Source organism: Mucilaginibacter pineti (genome assembly GCF_900101875.1).
GTDB classification, from domain to species: Bacteria; Bacteroidota; Bacteroidia; order Sphingobacteriales; family Sphingobacteriaceae; genus Mucilaginibacter; species Mucilaginibacter pineti.
Genome location: NZ_FNAI01000013.1, coordinates 107,771 through 123,603, shown reverse-complemented (window position 1 = coordinate 123,603; position 15,833 = coordinate 107,771). Strand labels below are relative to the sequence as shown.

Sequence of the window (15,833 nt, the reverse complement as noted above, 5' to 3'; positions counted from 1 at the left end):
TTAAATATCCGGGCCAGCCTGCATCATTTTGGGAGATAAAAATTATATTTGTTTAAATACATATCTGCCAGATGTCAGTCACCAGGTTTTTTGAGGAAAGGTTTACAGCGAATCCGGTTAATCAACCGCAGCTTCCCTTTTTTCATTCCTGCGATGCCTATTATCTTCAATCAATCCTCGCCAATAAAAAGCTGATCCCCCGGGAGTGTAAAGTATTTAATAATGAAAAGCTACTGTACCTTTTTTATGGCCGTCCTGCTTATAAATCGGCACTGACAGAAAACAGCAGCCTGATTTCAAGGATGCCCGTTTGTTTTATCTTCAAACCAGCCTGCAATATGGATATGAAAAGGATTTGTGCTTTTGATTCGGGCGGTTACAGCCTGTACGAAAGCTTTATGCATCCGGGCATGACAGTAGATAATTTTCTGATGACACCAAACATCACTTCGGTTCACAAAACTGTTGATTATTTTTATGACAACAATCTGGGTTATTTCACGGGTAACCCTAAAAACCAGATCAGTTATGACCCTATCGAGTTTCACATCGAATCTTACTATAATCTACTGAAAGACAGCAGTGCCAATAAAAGGGACGACAGAAAGGCGAGTATAGAAATACAACTTAATCACGAGCTTGAGCTTACACCAGATACGCTGGCGGCAGTTATTTTGCCATCAAATCTCGCCGGATCCGCAATGGTCAGGAGGATTATTACCGATGAGCTTGGCGCCGAAATTATCAGCATTCCCAATTACGGGGTCGCATCAAATGGTTACTACGCGCTGATCATGGAAAAGACAAAAGAATTCTTCATTAAACAAAATCTGATCGATGGACACTAATCAATCATATCAGTTATATGGCTTTATCGAATATCTGCCGCTGGATATGGGATTTGTTACGCCCGTATTTTTATTTGATTCTGAATTTTATGTACAGCTTAGTGATGACAGCCGGTTCATTGAAAGTTTCATAAAGCTTCCTTCAGGAGAACCGGACCTGATCCGGGCTAATCAGCTACCGTTTAATATCGCTTGCCAGACAGGCGATGAATGTATATTTGGTTTCAAGTTCAACGACTTCGAAATCTACTATGACGTTTGTCTGGATTTGTCCCGTTATCTTAAAGTCCGGCTGTTAAGCTCTCTTGAAGACCCGTGGGTGAAGGAGATGGTCGAATCCTTCATCAGTTCATCAAGGGAACCTGAAGTGCCGGACTACCTGCCCGTCAAATATTCGGGAATAACTGCTGTAGAAGATTGCCGTAAATTAATCGAACCGGTCATGTATTACTCTGCAGACCAGCTGAAATATACAGCCGAGATCTTCTATTTCTATTCTAATTTTAATTCCGAATTTAAAGATACCAGCGCCCTGCTTTATGACAGAATAAATAAATCTGATTTGAATTCAGCGCTTTCGAAGTTCTGGATTACGGCTATGCCAACAGTCATTATTGCTGCGATGGGAATGGCTACGCATACAAAACAAAACTCCGGGATTCATTTTGATAAGATCAACCGTTTAATTGCCCTACTTGAAAATGACTGGTATAGTACCACTCTTTTTGAAATGAATTTCGTCCTGATCATTGACTTGATTAAGGAAAGAAATGATGTACTTCATAACGTCTGGGGTTATTTTAAGGAACACCTGGATGACATGTCTCATGCACACAGACTGGCAACATACGAAAAGATTAAACAGGTTAAGGATGCACAGGGATATGCATTAAAATCAATCGATCATTATGTTTCGGGAAAAAGTACGGCCTATTGGAAAAATAATTATTTTTCCAGGGACAATGAAGTTCGGAACCGTCTTTTGATGAATCTATCCCGTATGGAAGAAACGCTAACCACCTATCATGGAGAGATTGCCAAATATGAAAGTCAGCGGCACAGCCTTGCTGAACTAAATGCCAGCCGCGGGGATGAAATGAAACCCGTATACGGAAATTGGATTAATGAGCTGGATAACAAGATATCAGTAACCGAAAGAAACGTTCAGGAGATCCAAAGATGGATTGTTCTGGTACATAAATTTCTTTTAGAAAGCTTTTAGAACGCTGAATGCTCCTGATCGTGCTTTCACTTTACGAATCCATCAAAGCGATCTGAAGGGTCGCGTTTCTGCTGCCTGGGGAATGAACACATTCGGGCACTGGCCGGAGGCTGAGTGCGCATATTAGCTTATAATCTGCGGGATTTCTATTCGGAAATTTTTTATAATGCGGTGACTTGTGAAATTGTTAAATGCCGCGTGTCTAAGTCCCTTCATTTGTTAACGCCCAGCCTGAAGTTTAAAGAAACCAGCATCAGTTAATTCGTGAATAATATTTAAGTGCAAATAACGTCACCAAATCACCAAAGGCATAAGGAACGGTCAGCTCACGGCCAGCATGAGGCGCCGTTAAGTGGTCGAATTTAAGTTTATGTGACCATTCATGAGCGATATGACCAACCAGATCCGCCTTGTGCCGGGAATCATCGAACCACCACGTATACGTGTAAATAGTTGTATCAGAAGGCAGGCCGTATCCGATTGCAGGGTGACGGGTAAAAACGGTAACAATCTTTGCTCTTTTCTTAATCTCCCAGTAGATATTAGCTGTATTGTCGTCAGCCGGCTGATACCATTCACTCCCTCTGTAAAGTTTTTCCGCCACCTGCCGGGTAGTCAGGCTGCTGTTAGGATCATCGGGGATATCGTATGCAAAGGACTTCTTGAGTAATTCCGCCTGGAAAGCAGGATCATTCATGATTTTTTCGAAGGTTGCCAGAGCTTCACGCATCTTTACCTCCCGGTCGGCAGTTAAACCTTGTATTTTATTTCCATAGGCTTTAAAAGCAGGCAGAGCCTGACCACTGGCAGTCATGGAAAGATTTGCCAGTAGCAGAACGGTAAAAAGATATTGGCGCATTTTACAGGGATAAGGTTATCATAAAGGTATTTATTTTAGCTGGTATTTACTGTATCAGTCAACTATATCCGGCATTGATGTAAATTTAGTATTATTACATTTTACAACTTATAACCTGAATCCATGCCTTCCCGTTCAGCTACCAGTCAAGATTTTAAAATAATTGCTATCAGACCGCAGACTGACTGTGATACCAGACTTTCCAAGGTGCTTGAAAGGGGCCGGCTATACTATTTTTACAGTGACTATGAGATTACCGAACAGGGCATAACCTATAAGGACGAAAGCCCGGATTGTTTGTACCATTACCGTAAGCTGCGGCTTCAGATTTGTGCAGTTGCAGGTCAGAACGGATCGGGCAAAAGCACGCTCATTGAACTGCTCTTTATGGCCGTCAATAATATCGCCCGCTATTATAAAGTCAATCCTGACCTTAAACCGGTTCAGAAATTGCGGGTGGAACTTTTTTTTAAAACAGAGCATTTCTATAAAATAACCGTGAACGGTACCGATGTCCGGTGTTTCAAACTTGACGGCGGTAAATGGACAGGTGACGAGGAGCTTGACTTCAGAGATTTTTTCTATACAATTGCCATTAACTACTCGCATTACGCTTACAACAGCCGTGAACTAAAAAAAGGCAAAGACTGGATTACACCGTTATTTCACAAAAATGACGGCTACCAAACGCCTATCGTTCTTAATCCGAAACGCGACAGAGGGAATATTGATATTAATACAGAGGATCAGCTTGTCAATCAGCGTCTGGTGGCCAATATGCTCAGACACTCAGATGATCACGTTTCGGAGTTCAGAAAATTAACGGATCACTTATCCGCGACACATCTCGTCCTGAAACTGATTCCAAGAAAATCGCAGGGTATTCTGTATAAAAAAAACGGGAAGGAAATCACCCTGGAAAAGCTAAATCTGGCAAAGGAAAAAATCTGGAAAAGAGTTAACAGTATTTATGACTTCGGTTTGAAAAACATCGACAGGAAAATTGAAGCAAACAATATCGCACTTGATTATCTGATCTGCAAGCTTATTACTATTGCCGCCAATTACGAAGAATATACGCCTCTTTTTGATCAGAACGCTGGTAATTTTAACTGGAAATATATTAACGACTGGCTCCGTCCTCTGTTGCAGGACAAAAGTCACATCACGTTCAAGCTTAAGCAGGTACTTCATTTTTTGAAGTATTCCGAACTGGGCTATCACACCGGCATGTTTACGCTGGACGATTTATCAGCGAATATTCATACAGTTATCGCGCAGAAGCAAACTCATAAAATAAAACTGATCGCACTGATTCCCCCGCCAATTTTCAGAACGGAGATTTTACTTTTACCTGTAAGCGGTGAGAAAAAGATTAACTTCAAAGTGCTCAGTTCGGGAGAAAAGCAGATGATTTACTCGGTGAGTTCTATTCTCTATCATTTGTCCAACCTTGATTCGGTTACTTCACAGCAAAAGAAAGCATACCGTAACGTCAATATACTGCTGGAAGAAATTGAATTATACTTCCATCCCGAAATGCAGCGCAATTATATTCGGTATCTGCGTCAGAGTATAATTCGCCTCGGTCTGGAACGTATCCGAAAAATAAACATTTGTTTTGTCACACATTCCCCTTTCATTCTTTCTGATATACCGGATAAGAATGTGATGTTCCTCAAAATTATTAATGGTGTTGCTCAGCAGACTAACCTGAACAAAAAGACATTCGGGGCTAACATCCATGATTTACTTGCGGACGGCTTTTTTATGGAAAATGGCTTTTGCGGAGAACTGGCGATGGAGCGGATTAAACAGACGATCAGGTTCCTGAATGCAAGCAAAGAGCTTAAAGAAGTAAAGGCAGCGTGGGAAGAAGACAAGGAAAACGAAGCTCTTGAAGACCGGATGTATGAGCTTGAGGCGGATGCTGATTTTGAGGAACGCTTCAATCATCTGAAAATGATTAAGTCCATCGGCGAAGCTGTTATTGCCAGAAAGCTGCTTGAAATGTATGATGACGTATTCGGAATTAGTTACGAAGATAAAATCAGGGAAGAAATAACGCGTCTGCAACAACTTATAGCAAAATAACATGCTCCATATCGATCTCCAGAATAAATGGGTGGCCAAAGCACACCGCGAACATCTGAAATATGTTTACTGCAGAATACGGAAGAAACTTACCGGTGAGACCTGCGGTGATTCGGCGTGCGGCGTTTGTGCGCAGCCTTCGCATATCATTAAAGGGTTACCACACAGTTTGGATGCAGTGCTAACGGACCGGAATACGCTGGAAACGCTGATTGGTGGCAGCCCGGATGATTTGCAAAATCTCAATGAGCTCATCTGGTTTGAAATGATTCCCGACTTTAACTGGGATGAATATAATTTATATCTTCCGGTCAGGGACAAAGAGCTGAAAAAACTATCCGATGATCAGCAGTATCTTGTATATAAGTATGATCGTTTTTACCGCATTCAGCTAAGAATTATTGACTATGATACCTGGTTCCAGAATAAGGACAACGAACCCCGGTACGACGCTTACAGACTTGCTGTTAATCTTGACCGTCGCACCTGCACCTATTGTAACCGGATCTGGACCACGACAATCAAGAACAGACATAATAAAAAGGTTATGCGCGCAAATTATGATCACTGGTTTCCCCAGACTAAATTTCCGCTGCTGGCCCTGTCTTTCTGTAATCTGATCCCGAGTTGTACAGTTTGTAACAGTTCTGTAAAGAATGACACCAATTATTCACTGGCAACACATATGCACCCTTATGTCGATATGGATGCATTAAGCAGGTTCCAGTACAGCTATGACTTTTTCAGGTCAACAAATACCTATCAGATCAAGATTAAATCGGGCTTTGGTGATACCAAAGCCGCGCGCACATACAGGGACATGAAACTCCAGGATATCTATGATGCCCATCACGCTGAACTGATTGACATGATTAATATCCGGGAAGCTTATTCAGATAAATATATCGAACGCATGATGTTAAATTTTAAAGATGCCGGACTGACTTACGAAGAAGTATACAAAATGGCATTCGGTGTGGAATACCTGGAAGATCATTATTTTAAAAAGCCGCTTAGTAAGTTCAAAAAAGATATTTTGACCGAGCTTAAACTGGCACGATAGTCTTTGGTAACGGGCTAAATAACAGCTCTGCTCTCAAAAACAGCGTCAAGAGGTTTTAGATAAAATGGTAAAACCGGTTTTACCCCAACCTGAGTGGTGACATTCAGTATCAATTCCGTTAGAGAATTACCGGTATGGATGATTCCATTGTTAAAACCAGTAAAATAAACAGGATATTCACCATTCGGTAAACGATTACGGGTATCCCAGAATAAAAACTCTCCATTTTCAGTTGCCGCAAAAGGTACAGCAGCACTGATCAACGCGACACCGTCCGGCGTATCTGTAATAGCAAATAATGGAGGATTCAGATATTGTTCAAACAACAATCTCATCGCAGCCGACTGAAGCTGAAAAGAATCGGGATGATCTGCATCAGCCATTGGAATATAGATCATAAACAAATTGCATAACAAACCATAACCGAGTTCCCTGCAGAACTGCAGATAGGAAGGCGGTAATAAATTCCCGTCAGGTAACCGAAACGCCGCTATTGCTGTTTCGTCACCAGCTGTAATCCACTCTCCTTTAATATGTAGAATGTCTTTGAAAGCCGGCACTAAACCAGAAATCACTTTATCCAGCGCTTCGGTCAAAACACCTGTGATGTCGCCACTGATACAGAATTCCGAAATTTTAAATGCTGATAACCGATTCGTGTGCCCCCTGAAAATCAGATCATTTCCGCGTGCCATATAAACGACTTTATCCCATTTGCAGCCCCGTACCTGCTCACCAAATTCCAGATAAAGTTCCTTTTCATGGACCAGCCGAGTCAGTGAAATATAACTACTATCTTCCAAACGAAAATCAATGACAATAAGCTCATCATGTAATTCTTTGGGATTGATAAAAAAGTCAATGCTGATAAATGTTTCCATAAAAGATTATATTCAGTAGCTGTTAATAACAATCTAACGTGTCAACGGTTTACTTGTAGCTTTCAGTCCGGTGTCGTGAAATAAGCTTTTAGCAATACAAAACTTCCGAGTGCTGGCAATGCTTTTTTAATATACGTGTGACGGCTTTTCTTGTCTTCGTTACGTCCATGATCATGTGAGACGAAAATCAGCACCGGATAGTTTTTAAATTCGGGCTCACTCCAGTCGTTTTCCGCCTTATTGAAATTATCACTAATAGTCATATGATCGGCAAACAGGCCCGAATATTTAAGATATTCTCCTAAGTAACTGCTTTCATGGGGGACGAAATTCAAATCCATTTTTTGATATAACAGATCTGCGGCCATTTGCCGGCTGTCAAGGAAGGAACCAAAAAGTAAAAAATAATTTTTTTTCATACGTATGTTTTCATCGGCCGTCACAGTAAAAAGACATTTAATATTTACTGATTCTGGTGATTGTACTGGCAATCTCCTCCTGATTCTTAAAGATTTCCTCAGTATAGCTTAACTGCCATGTCTTAAAATAGGAACTATAGGTATATAGCCTGGTCGTGCAAGGAAATTTTATTGTCCAGAGCAGCTCATTTCCGGCAGCCATAACCTGTTTGACATTTGATGCAGGTATTTCTACAACATATCTTTTAAAGTTTTTGAATCCGATAAATTTGAGGATTTTCCAGTAGTCAGTTTGACCTGCAGGCTCCCTGAACCTGTCCTCAGGGGTTTCTGCCATCTTTTCATACCGTAGCTTTACTTGTGGATTAACCGGCACAAAAAACATCAGTTCCAGATTATGGCTGGCCGCATTTTCGTTTTGAGCGACAATATAGCCCGGCCGGAAAACCGACCAATAAAACCCCATACCAAAATTTTTCCTATCAAAATTGTGATTAACCTCCTGCGCGTATACAGATGAAACAAGGCAGGTTATCAGCATGATCAAGCATGATCTTTTCATATAATCAAGCATTAATTTTTAATGTTTCTTTGTCTGTATAGTTTCCAAGGTTGTTCTTGACTTATTTCAGATTATCATTATGAACTCACCGTTTTTGCAAAGGTTTAACGCCTGTATCACCGAATTTACAATTCAAATTATGGAACTGAATGGTGTAGCAAGGATGTTTATAGGGCATTACCAGGTATAGCATAGTAGAAGGTGTTTTTTCATGAGGCAACTCATTCTTATTTTCCGTTCAAATAAACCAGCGCTTCTTCCAGAACCGAATCTTTGATCCCGCTTTTAGTTTCCATCTGAAGATCAGGTTCCAGACCGCGCGTTGACCGGTCGCCATTAGGCCTGACGATCAAAGCCTTCGGATAACTTACTTCCATTCCGGTATGTGGCAACTTGAATTCATGAATAGCTGCATAAGTGGTCGGTACATCCGAGGTTGTCTCGCCGATCAGTGTACCCCAATGATAATCCTTGATGGTTGCAGCGGTAGTCACCGCGTTGGAATACGAATAGCGATCGATCAGCACATACACTTTGCCTTTATATTGCAGACTGTCCGTTACAGGCTGTTGTTTGATGATTTTCGTCTGAAAGATGGTACCATCGGGTTTATTCAATATATCTTTTTTCAGATCAGCCAGGGAGGTATCCGCTACATCGCGCCAAAAGGATTTGGTCAGGGCGCTAGTTTTGACGGAAAAACTGGAACAGAACGAAAACGGTTCCTTTGCAAAATACGCCAGCATGTGATCGCTGAAAGAATTGTCGCCTCCGGGATTGCCGCGCAGGTCGATGATCAGTTGTGTAGCACCGGCCTGCCTTACCTGCCGAAAGGCGCTATCAATAAAACGCACGAATGCGGAGTTTTCGAAGGTTTTATGATCGGACGTATTCCCATCGGACTCGCTGTTCATAAAAGCGCCGGGGTGCAGATAGGCCACCTTGCCCAGGAATTTAAATTCCCTGCCGGTATTGAAGATCGATTTCTTTTTACCTGCGTATTCCTCCAGTTTTTCTGCGGGGATGCCGGGTACAACTGTTTCGTAGGCTGATCCGTCCGGTCTTTTCAGGCGGAGCTTAAAGCTGTCTACCCTGCCGAAGACCAGCCAGTGCAGCCTCGAAAAATGGTACAGGTCTATCAGCGTATTTTTAAAGGCCTTATTTTCCCCTGACAGGTAGTTGTAAACCCCACTTAAGGTATAAACAGCAGGTCTGGAGTTGATCTGTACAATCTCGTCACCGGCTTTGACAGTGGGATTTTGGCTGTAATTATCGGTAACGTATAGATGTTCTTTGTTCACGGATATATCAAGCGGAAATACTTTGCCGCCTCTCTGCAAGTATTCTAGGTAGGCGGGCCTGAATGGAAAAGCAATGCTGCAATGCGCCAGCCCGCAAAGCGCAGTGAAAGGCTGGAACAGCCTGTTGACATCCATCAGCGACATATGATCCCTGATCTTTAATTGAACGTCGTTGTATGCCTTGTCGTATTTCGTTTTGTTGGTGTTCACAAACAAGTTGTAATGGCTTTGCTGAAGCGTGGTGTACAGGTTGTGAAGGTCTTCCCTGACTTCCTTTGCGGTATAGAATACAGGTTTTGACGGCTCTTGACATTGGGCTGTATGTAAGCCAATGCAGTATGCAATGAGGAGTGTAAAAATTAGCTTGGATTTTCCGGTTAGGTTGCTTGTTGTCATGGTGGTAAAGTATATAAGCGGTAAGACAGCTATTTTGAAGTGGTAAGCTTAGGTTACTTTTTATTAATATACGATTTTTTGAAAATGTACTTACTGAAAGTCATAAGGAGGTTGTCGTTTCCTATTCTGAACTTTAAAGACGCATTAGTTCCATTAAATGTTACAGGTCTGCATTATATGTCAATAATTAACTATTAGATCATGGTACGATAATATTTTTCCGCTGAATGGTATGTGCGCTGAAATAACCCAAAGCCCCGCCTGAAAGATTCGTGTCCGGGTCGGATGGCGCGGCGTTGTTGCCATCGCCGCCGGCTCCGCTTTTCAGGCTGTACCAGTACTGATAAACAACGGGATCTAAGCACAGCATTTCGATGGTGAGCTGATCGCCGGTCTTGATATTCCGGGCGGAGTCATCATTGTCATTGCTGAAGCTGAGCCGGTTATTCACCACGTTCCCGTTGGTGAACTCATCATTGGCAATGAATACCGTCTTTTCTTTTTTTCCACTCACATATTGGACAAAGCGGTAGTAATTTTTCGCTCCCGACGGATCATGGTAAGCCGCAACCGCGTATTTCAGCAGGCTGCCGTCTTTATTACTGCCCTGCTGGTTCTGCACATAAACACTTTCCAGTGGTACCGGCTGTGGCATGGTGCAACCGGCGGTAAAAGTCTGGCCGCCAACCTGCACGTTTAGCTGATAGGTATTGCCAGGTATACCGGTAAGAGTAGCCTGCTGGTAAACGCCTGCACCGGTTGCGGGCAGAACTTGTGTACTGCCGTTTCCGGTAATGGTTACCGTCGCATTGCTTACACCGGTAAAGGTGTTGTCCCCGGTAAAGTCTTTGGTTTGCGAAATGGCAACCCGGCAGCCGCCCGCTTCGTTGGTCAAAACAGCTTCGATTACGTATTTAGGGGTGTTATCAGGCAGCTTCAGGTCGATTGCCTTTTCGCAGGAGGTCAGCAGTCCTGCGAAAAATAACAGGGAATAAAATTGATTTTTCATGGCTCAGAATTTAAAATTGTAAGAAACAGCGGGAACAAAGGTGAACAAGGTGGTACGGACAGCTTCTGTACGGGTTGGGTCGGTTTTATCGTCACGGAAAAAGATGCGGTAAGCATTCGGGTTGCCATAAGCGTTGTATAGACTGAAGCTCAATTCGGAGGAGAATTTTTTGGTTTGTTTCAGCTGTTTAGTAGCGCCCAGATCCAGCCGGTGGTAGGCCGGCATCCGCGAAGCGTTGCGGCTGGTGTAATTGTAATAGGTACTGCCGTCGATCTCGTATTTCCCGGCGGGAAAGGTCACCGCGTCGCCGGTGTAGTACACGAAATTGGCAGATAACACCCAGCGGTCGCTTAATTTATAGATACCCACTATGGAAATATCATGGGTACGGTCCTGGCGGGCGTTGTACCATTCATCCTGGTTAATGCCGTCGATCTGCCGCTGCGTTTTGGATAACGTATAGCTCAGCCAGCCCGTCAGGCGGCCAGTTTTCTTTTTGAGCAGCAGCTCCAGCCCGTACGCGCGGCCTTTACCGTAAAGCAATTGCGTTTCAATTGGCTGGTTGGTGAAGATGTTGGCACCATTGCGGTAGTCGATCTGGTTTTGCAATTGCTTATAATAGGTTTCCACCGTCAGTTCGTACTTATGCTCGCTTAAATCCCGGTAATAACCGATAGAAAACTGGTCGGCGAGTTCGGGTCGGATGATATTAGTGCTGGCCACCCATTTATCCACCGGCGAGCCGGAGCTGGAATTGGAGATGAGGTGCAGGTTCTGCGCGTTGCGGGAATACGCAGCCTTAACAGCGCTTAGCTCATCCAGCTGGTAAGCCGCGGAAATCCTTGGTTCCGGATTAAAATAGGTTTTCACGCGTTCACTGTGCGTGTAATGGTCGGTGCCGGTAATGTTGCCCGAGGCGTCTAATGTATAGTAATCACCCGGTCCCAACAAGGTAAAAGCGGAGATGCGCAAACCATAGGTCAGGCTGAATTTGTCCGTTAGCTTCCAAGTATCGCTGCCATAGACGGCATGATCCAAACTATAGCGGTTTTGCAATTCCTGGGAACTGATCCCGGCATTACCACTGGCCGTGATCTGTCCTGGCTTGATGCTATGGTATACGCTGTTAAAACCGAAGTTGACCGTATGCGCATCACCGGGAAACCATTGCAGATCCTCTTTCAGGTTCCAATCGCGGATGCGGGAATAGATGGTATAATCGTTCACATCCTGGCGCAGGCTGATCTTATAATCGTAATTACTGTAGATCAGCGAGGTATTTGAAAATAGCTGGTTATTGAACACATGGTTCCAGCGCAGAGTACCGGTGGTATTGCCCCAGTTGATGCCGTTGACCTTATCAGCGGCCAGCACATCTTTACCGAAATAGCCGGACAAATAGATCCGGTCCTTGCTGCCCAGCACGTAATTGGCTTTGGCATTAATATCATAGAAATAGAGTTGGCTGCGGTTGACACCGGTATCTTTGGATAATTTGAGAAACAGGTCCGCATAAGTACGCCTGGCCGAGATCAGGAAAGAGGACTTATCTTTCTGAATGGGTCCTTCCACATTGAGCCGGGCGGCGATCAGGCCGACACCACCACTGACATGGGTGCTTTGGTTATTCCCGTCATTCATTTGGACATCCATCACGGACGATAAGCGGCCGCCATAACGCGCGGGCATATCGCCTTTATAAATGCTTACATTCTTGATGGCATCGGAATTGAAAGTGGAGAAGAAACCCAGCAAATGCGAGGCGTTATAGACCGTTGCTTCGTCCAGCAGCAAGAGGTTCTGATCCACCGCGCCGCCCCGCACGTAAAACCCACCGCTGCCTTCCCCGGCTGATTGGATGCCGGGCAACAGTTGCAGGGTCTTGACGACATCATGTTCACCCAGCAGCACCGGGATATCCTTGATCTCCCTGGTACTGAGCTTTTCTATCCCCATCTGTGTACCGTGCAGGTCACGTCCCCCGCGTGGTGCCGCTGAAATGGTGACAGTCTGCAATTCCTGGGTATTGTCCTCAAGCGCGATATCCAGTCTTTGATCCGCTGTTAAGTTAATCGTTATCGTTTTGCTTTTTTGCCCGACCGCACTGATGCTCAACTGCTGTTCTCCTTTCGCCATTGTAAGCGAATAGAAGCCGTAGGCATTGGTCGCAGTGCCGCTGGCGCCGCTGCGGATGGTGGCGCCAATGAGTGTTTCGCCATTGGCTTTATTCGTGATGGTACCGCTGAGCGTATATTTACTTTGTGCGAGTGCCACCTGCCCGATCAATAGCAGCAGGATGGCCGGTAGATACCGTTTTTTCATGGCGGCGAAAGTAGACGCTGTTCACATGTTCAGCGTAGAATTTAGACGAACACCGTTATTTATTATACGAAGTGTTCATGAACGATCAAGACCCGCAGGTTTCGTCGAAAATTTACGCGGTTTGGTCTAAATTTAAGGCAAATACGGCACCAGCGGAGCTACTTTCACCAACGGGATGCTGTACCAAACCCTGCAAAACAATGATGACAACCAAAATTAATTTTATAGCCGTCATGCTGGCCCTGGCAGGCGTAATGCTGTCCTTTAACGGACAGGCCCAAAAACACCCCGGAATAATACGGCAGACAACGGCGCACCTGGACAGCCTGGCAAAAAATGATCATTTTAGCGGCGTGGTGCTCATGGCGAGCCATGGCAGGACGCTGCTGGAAAAAGCTTATGGTTTTGCAAATTTAGCAGACAGGCTGCCCAACAAGCCGGATACCCGTTTTAACCTGGCCTCGATGGGTAAAATGTTAACCGCCGTAGCGATCATGCAGTTGGTGGAGGCACACAAAGTTTCCCTGGATGAAACGGTCGGGAAATACCTGCCTGATTTTCCGAACCGGGCGATAAAAGATTCGGTAACGATCCGCCAGCTGCTCACGCATACCTCCGGTATGGGCAATTTTTGGGAGGCCCTGGATAAAGCCGCCTTCCAGCATTACCGCACCCTGAAGGACTATCTTCCGCTCTTCGCCGCCAGCCCCTTGCGCTTCAAGCCCGGGAAAAGCTTTCTGTACAGCAATGACGGTTACATGGTACTCGGCCTGGTGATCGAGGCCGTTGCCGGAACAGACTATTTTGATTACGTAACCGCGAACGTGTTCCGGCCAGCCGGCATGAGCGCTACCGGGTTTCCTGCGCTCGATGAGGTTAACCCGAATATGGCCGCGGGCTTCACCCGTTCCACGGAGCAGCCGGGCAAATGGCTGAACAACAATTATACCGGGGTGATCAAAGGCCTGCCTGCCGGCGGCTGTTATTCGACCGCCGGCGACCTGCTGCGGTTTGCAGGCGCCCTCACCCGCGGAAAGCTGCTGGGCGCGGCTGGTCTGCACGAGATGACCACCGGTAAATTCAATTATGAAAGAGGTAAGTATGGCCTCGGATTCGTGGAAGAGCAAGTAAACGGACACCGTATCATCGGCCACAGCGGCGGGAATACCGGTATTGCTGATGAACTGATGATCGTCACCGATCTGGATTATACGGTCGTGATCCTAACCAATGGCGACGTGGACAATTATTGGGGAGTTGATGCTTTCATCCGCAAGCAACTCGTCGGGGCTACCCCCCAAACCAGGAATTATGATTTTACACAAAGATTGATCTCGGCCGCTATCAGCAAAGACAACACCGCCGCCGCCGCGCTTTTTCATAACAAACCCGCTGATATTGTTATCCGCGCGGGCGTGATCGAGCAGGCCGGCAATAAGCTGCTTTGGGAACGTAAAGCTGCTGCCGCTGTAAGGGTTTGCCGCTTAAATGTACTGGCCTACCCCGAGGAATCTTATGTCTACCTGAACCTGGCAGAGGCTTGCAGGCAGGCTGGAGACCGTACCGAGGCCATTGCCAATTATAAAAAATACCTGGAAAAAGAGCCCGATGATAAGGATGCCGCTTTGCATTTACAGCAATTACTTAAATTATAACAGGCGAAATGATAAAGCTTGACATTTACAATCAGGCTAATGCACGACAGACAGCAGTTTCCTGGCTACCGCCTCAACCGAAACATGCTGGTTAATGGCCAGCGCGATAAAGGTTTTGGTAGCCGTATCATAAACCAGTAAAGCCCTGTACGTTTGCGTACCACCGCTATGCCCGATCCAGAGATCGTCCGTATGGGTGATCTCATTAAAGTCGGTTAACATCATCCCGCTTCCGTACCAGGTGCCTGCATCAGGCATAGCGTATAGATCTTTTAATCGGTCATGCACCAGCAGAACCGGGCCTAATTTACCGGTCATCAGACTATAGAGCAATACGACCATATCCCGCGCATTACTGACCACGTTACCGGCACCCAGCGGTACGGAATAATCTTCTTTGACAATTGCGCCGTTCTCATGGGCCAGCGCCAGGTTATCCGGCTGCTCATGGGGTTTGAGCGCGTGCAAAGAAGTAAGATGTAAGGGCAGTGCGATCCTTTGCTGGATGATCTCGTCAAAAGACTTTCCTTCGATATTTTCCGCAATCAGTGCCAGCAGCAGGTAATTGGTATTACTGTAAGACCATGTCTTTCCCGGCGGGAAAAGGTTTTTTTGGCCCTGGGATAGCCCGATCAGTTCATCCGGGCTATAATACCGGTCTATATCAAAAATCGTCGGATCATTATTAAAGCTGTAGATGCCGCTGGTATGTTCGAGCAATTCGTCTATGGTAATCTTACCGGCGTCGTGAAGCTTCGGAAACCATACCGAAAGTTTACTGTCGTGCTGCAACTTTTGTTCGTTGATCAATTGTTCAATAACGGTAGCAGTCAGCAATTTGCAGACACTGGCCCAGTAGAACACCGAACCGGCATCTGCCTTCTTCAGGCCGGGTTTGGACAGGTAGCCGGTGTCTGTTTGCCATAAGCCTTTGCCCGGAACCAGTATCGCGGCGGTCAGGCCCGGCATGACGGTGATAGCGAATAGCCTGCGAACCGTTTGGTCAAGGCTATCTTTTAAGCTACCGTTAAGCGGGGCGCCAATGTCATAAATTGAACCATCCGGAAAAACAGCTAGCGAAGGCTGAGCATGCTTTTTGGGATCTTTGGAACTATCCTGTGCATCACTTTTTTTGCAGCTGCTGAAAAACAACAGGAAGATAAGGAGGTAACTGAGCGAACTGTTTTTCATAAAGATGATCG

General features: G+C 45.2%; 13 protein-coding genes. 5 read left to right on the top strand and 8 right to left on the bottom strand.

Going from position 1 to position 15,833, the window contains the following annotated elements; all coding sequences use genetic code 11:
* Window positions 1–71: 71 nt before the first annotated feature.
* Window positions 72–848 carry a hypothetical protein gene (locus BLS59_RS23580; RefSeq protein WP_091153228.1) on the top strand — a complete coding sequence of 259 codons (777 nt, stop codon included), beginning with the start codon at window positions 72–74 and terminating at the stop codon, window positions 846–848.
* Window positions 838–2,070, top strand: coding sequence for a hypothetical protein (locus BLS59_RS23575; protein ID WP_091153227.1), 1,233 nt, complete (start codon window positions 838–840; stop codon window positions 2,068–2,070). The genes BLS59_RS23580 and BLS59_RS23575 overlap by 11 nt, the downstream gene beginning before the upstream one ends.
* A gap of 253 nt (window positions 2,071–2,323) precedes the next feature.
* On the opposite strand, the gene BLS59_RS23570 is transcribed toward BLS59_RS23575, so the two are convergent.
* Window positions 2,324–2,929: a hypothetical protein gene (locus BLS59_RS23570; protein ID WP_143014226.1), complete on the bottom strand. Its 606-nt coding sequence runs from the start codon at window positions 2,927–2,929 to the stop codon at window positions 2,324–2,326.
* A 123-nt stretch (window positions 2,930–3,052) separates the two neighbouring features.
* On the opposite strand from BLS59_RS23570, the gene BLS59_RS23565 reads away from it, so the two are divergent.
* Both BLS59_RS23565 and BLS59_RS23560 read left to right on the top strand, forming a co-directional pair.
* A complete protein-coding gene (locus BLS59_RS23565) occupies window positions 3,053–5,023 on the top strand; it encodes an AAA family ATPase (RefSeq protein ID WP_091153223.1) in 1,971 nt (656 codons plus the stop codon).
* A gap of 1 nt (window position 5,024) precedes the next feature.
* Window positions 5,025–6,086 carry a hypothetical protein gene (locus BLS59_RS23560; RefSeq protein ID WP_091153221.1) on the top strand — a complete coding sequence of 354 codons (1,062 nt, stop codon included), beginning with the start codon at window positions 5,025–5,027 and terminating at the stop codon, window positions 6,084–6,086.
* Window positions 6,087–6,100: 14 nt separating this feature from the next.
* Here BLS59_RS23560 and BLS59_RS23555 read toward each other — a convergent pair whose 3' ends face one another.
* The 6 genes from BLS59_RS23555 to BLS59_RS23530 form a co-directional block, all read right to left on the bottom strand.
* Window positions 6,101–6,967 carry a hypothetical protein gene (locus BLS59_RS23555; protein ID WP_091153218.1) on the bottom strand — a complete coding sequence of 289 codons (867 nt, stop codon included), beginning with the start codon at window positions 6,965–6,967 and terminating at the stop codon, window positions 6,101–6,103.
* Window positions 6,968–7,029: 62 nt separating this feature from the next.
* Window positions 7,030–7,386: a hypothetical protein gene (locus BLS59_RS23550; protein ID WP_091153216.1), complete on the bottom strand. Its 357-nt coding sequence runs from the start codon at window positions 7,384–7,386 to the stop codon at window positions 7,030–7,032.
* A gap of 37 nt (window positions 7,387–7,423) precedes the next feature.
* A complete protein-coding gene (locus BLS59_RS23545) occupies window positions 7,424–7,948 on the bottom strand; it encodes a hypothetical protein (protein WP_143014225.1) in 525 nt (174 codons plus the stop codon).
* Between the two features lie 227 nt (window positions 7,949–8,175).
* On the bottom strand, window positions 8,176–9,645 hold the full coding sequence (locus BLS59_RS23540; protein ID WP_091153213.1) for a S41 family peptidase: 1,470 nt from the start codon (window positions 9,643–9,645) through the stop codon (window positions 8,176–8,178).
* 199 nt (window positions 9,646–9,844) lie between these two features.
* Window positions 9,845–10,654, bottom strand: a complete 810-nt coding sequence (locus BLS59_RS23535) for a DUF4249 domain-containing protein (protein WP_091153211.1) — start codon at window positions 10,652–10,654, stop codon at window positions 9,845–9,847.
* 3 nt (window positions 10,655–10,657) lie between these two features.
* Complete coding sequence (locus BLS59_RS23530; RefSeq protein WP_091153209.1) at window positions 10,658–12,976, bottom strand: TonB-dependent receptor; 2,319 nt, start codon at window positions 12,974–12,976, stop codon at window positions 10,658–10,660.
* A 77-nt stretch (window positions 12,977–13,053) separates the two neighbouring features.
* On the opposite strand from BLS59_RS23530, the gene BLS59_RS23525 reads away from it, so the two are divergent.
* A complete protein-coding gene (locus tag BLS59_RS23525) occupies window positions 13,054–14,631 on the top strand; it encodes a serine hydrolase (protein WP_091153206.1) in 1,578 nt (525 codons plus the stop codon).
* 36 nt (window positions 14,632–14,667) lie between these two features.
* Here BLS59_RS23525 and BLS59_RS23520 read toward each other — a convergent pair whose 3' ends face one another.
* Window positions 14,668–15,822 (bottom strand): serine hydrolase domain-containing protein, encoded by a 1,155-nt coding sequence (locus tag BLS59_RS23520; protein ID WP_091153204.1) that lies wholly within the window; start codon window positions 15,820–15,822, stop codon window positions 14,668–14,670.
* Between the last annotated feature and the right edge of the window lie 11 nt (window positions 15,823–15,833).